At 63.2% G+C, this 3,113-nt stretch carries 2 protein-coding genes; both read right to left on the reverse strand.

The window, feature by feature from the left end:
* Window positions 1-88 precede the first annotated feature (88 nt).
* Window positions 89-1,696, reverse strand: a complete 1,608-nt coding sequence (locus QMX91_RS30170; protein WP_282413838.1) for a carboxyl transferase domain-containing protein — start codon at window positions 1,694-1,696, stop codon at window positions 89-91.
* Window positions 1,697-1,708: 12 nt separating this feature from the next.
* Window positions 1,709-2,872 carry an isovaleryl-CoA dehydrogenase gene (locus QMX91_RS30175; RefSeq protein WP_007961115.1) on the reverse strand — a complete coding sequence of 388 codons (1,164 nt, stop codon included), beginning with the start codon at window positions 2,870-2,872 and terminating at the stop codon, window positions 1,709-1,711.
* Between the last annotated feature and the right edge of the window lie 241 nt (window positions 2,873-3,113).

The raw sequence follows: 3,113 nt of genomic DNA on the forward strand, positions 1-3,113 counted from the left end.
GGGCTTGCTCGCGAAGACGGTCTGTCAGTTGCGGATACGTCGACTGATACACCGCTTTCGCGAGCAAGCCCGCTCCCACAAAAAAGCATCACATCCGGAACACGCCGAAGCGGCTCGGTTCGATAGGCGCGTTCAACGACGCGGACAAGGCCAGGGCCAGCACATCGCGGGTCTGCGCCGGGTCGATGACGCCGTCGTCCCACAGCCGTGCGCTGGAGTAGTAGGGGTGACCCTGCTCTTCGTACTGGTCGAGGATCGGTTGTTTGATCTCGGCTTCCTGCGCGGCGCTGAAGGCTTGGCCGCTGCGTTCGGCCTGCTCGCGCTTGACCTGCACCAGCACGCCCGCCGCCTGCTCGGCACCCATCACGCCGATGCGCGCATTCGGCCACATCCACAGGAAGCGCGGATCGTAAGCGCGCCCGCACATGCCGTAGTTACCGGCGCCGAAACTGCCGCCGATGATCACGGTGAATTTCGGCACTTTGGCGCAGGCCACAGCGGTCACCAGTTTCGCGCCGTGCTTGGCGATGCCGCCGGCCTCGTATTTCTGGCCGACCATGAACCCGGTGATGTTCTGCAGGAACAGCAGCGGAATGCCGCGCTGGCAGGCCAGTTCGATGAAGTGCGCGCCTTTTTGCGCGGCTTCGGCGAAGAGGATGCCGTTGTTGGCGAGGATCGCGATCGGGTATCCATGCAGGTGCGCAAAACCGCAGACCAGGGTAGTGCCGAACAGCGCCTTGAACTCATCGAACACCGAACCGTCGACCAGCCGCGCAATCACTTCGCGCACGTCGAATGGCTGTTTGGCGTCGGCCGAAACCACACCGTACAACTCGTCGCTGGCGTACAGCGGCGCAATCGGCGTGCGCTGCTGCACTTCGCCGAGCTTGCGCCAGTTGAGGTTGGCGACGCTGCGGCGGGCGAGGGCGAGGGCGTGCTCGTCGCTCTCGGCGTAATGGTCGGCCACGCCGGAAATCTTGCAGTGCACGTCGGCACCGCCGAGGTCTTCTGCGCTGACCACTTCACCGGTCGCGGCTTTCACCAGCGGTGGGCCGGCGAGGAAGATCGTCGCCTGATTGCGCACCATGATTGCTTCGTCCGCCATCGCCGGCACATAGGCACCGCCTGCGGTGCAGGAGCCCATGACCACGGCGATCTGCGGAATGCCCATCGCGCTCATGTTGGCCTGGTTGAAGAAGATCCGGCCAAAGTGCTCGCGATCCGGGAACACTTCGTCCTGACGCGGCAGATTGGCGCCGCCCGAGTCCACCAGATAGATGCACGGCAGGCGGTTCTGCTGGGCGATGGTCTGCGCGCGCAGGTGTTTTTTCACGGTCAGCGGGTAGTACGAGCCACCTTTCACCGTCGCGTCGTTGGCGACGATCATGCACTCGACGCCTTCGACCCGGCCGATCCCGGCAATCACCCCGGCGGCTGGCACGTCTTCGCCGTACACGGCGTGGGCGGCGAGCTGGCTGATCTCGAGAAACGGCGAGCCCGGATCGAGCAGGCGGTTGATGCGTTCGCGCGGCAGCAACTTGCCCCGCGAGGTGTGACGTTCCTGGGCTTTCGCGCCGCCGCCCAGCGCCACTTGGGCGAGCAGGGTGTGCAGCGCGTCCACCTGTTCAAGCATCGCCGCGCTGTTGGCGGCGAACTCCGCTGAGCGGGGGTTGAGCTGGGTATGCAGGATAGCCATGTGCAGCTCCGTTTAGCGGGTTTCGTTGAACAGTTCGCGGCCGATCAGCATGCGCCGGATCTCACTGGTGCCGGCGCCGATTTCGTACAGCTTGGCGTCACGCAGCAGACGTCCGGCCGGGAATTCGTTGATGTAGCCGTTGCCGCCAAGAATCTGGATCGCGTCGAGGGCCATTTGCGTGGCGCGCTCGGCGGTGTAGAGGATCACCCCGGCGGCGTCCTTGCGCGTGGTTTCGCCACGCTCGCAGGCCTGAGCGACTGCATACAGGTAGGCGCGGCTGGCGTTGAGCTGGGTGTACATGTCGGCGACTTTGCCCTGGATCAGCTGGAATTCGCCGATGCTCTGGCCGAACTGCTTGCGATCGTGGATGTACGGCACGATCAGGTCCATGCACGACTGCATGATCCCGGTCGGGCCGCCGGACAGCACCACGCGCTCGTAATCGAGGCCGCTCATCAGCACTTTCACGCCGCCATTGAGCACGCCGAGGATATTTTCTTCTGGCACTTCGACGTCATCGAAGAACAGCTCGCAGGTGTTGGAACCGCGCATGCCGAGCTTGTCGAACTTGTTGCTGCGGCTGAAGCCTTTCCAGTCGCGCTCGACGATGAACGCGGTGATGCCGTGCGGGCCTTTTTCCAGGTCGGTCTTGGCGTAGATCACGTAGGTGTTGGCGTCGGGGCCGTTGGTGATCCAGGTCTTGCTGCCATTGAGCACGAAGCGGTCGCCGCGTTTGTCGGCGCGCAGTTTCATCGAAACCACGTCGGAACCGGCGTTCGGCTCGCTCATGGCGAGTGCACCAACGTGTTCGCCGCTGATCAGCTTCGGCAGGTATTTGGATTTCTGTTCGTGGTTGCCGTTGCGGTTGATCTGGTTGACGCAGAGATTGGAGTGCGCGCCGTAGGACAGCGCCACGGAAGCCGAGCCGCGGCTGATTTCTTCCATCGCCACCACGTGCGCCAGGTAACCCAGGCCCGCGCCGCCGTACTCTTCCGGCACGGTGATGCCGAGCAGGCCCATGTCACCGAATTTGCGCCACATGTCGGCCGGGAACAGGTTGTCGCGGTCGATCTGCGCGGCGCGTGGGGCGATCTGATCGGCGACGAAGGACTGAACCTGATCGCGCAGCATGTCGATGGTTTCACCGAGGGCGAAGTTCAGGGATGGGTAGCTCATGGGTCACCTTTTGGCTTTTTTGTAGGGTGGGGAGGGCGGTCGAACGGCTCTCACCTTTACGTTAACGTAAGCCTGTGACGAATGGCTGTCAATCACCCTTTACGTTAACGTCAACATAGGCGAGAGTAGGACCAGTTCAGGATTGAAGCGGAGTGCTTTTGGTGGGAGCGGGCTTGCTCGCGAATGCAGTGTGTCAGCCTATACATCTGGCGACTGATCCTCCCCATTCGCGAGCAAGCCC

It is taken from the genome of Pseudomonas sp. PS01299 (genome assembly GCF_029960145.1).
GTDB lineage: Bacteria > Pseudomonadota > Gammaproteobacteria > Pseudomonadales > Pseudomonadaceae > Aquipseudomonas > Aquipseudomonas putida_A.

Excerpts from the sequence above, each read along its gene's own strand:
- QMX91_RS30175 (WP_007961115.1), bottom strand. The coding sequence starts at position 2,872 with ATGAGCTACCCATCCCTGAACTTCGCCCTCGGTGAAACCATCGACATG.
- QMX91_RS30170 (WP_282413838.1), bottom strand. The coding sequence starts at position 1,696 with ATGGCTATCCTGCATACCCAGCTCAACCCCCGCTCAGCGGAGTTCGCC.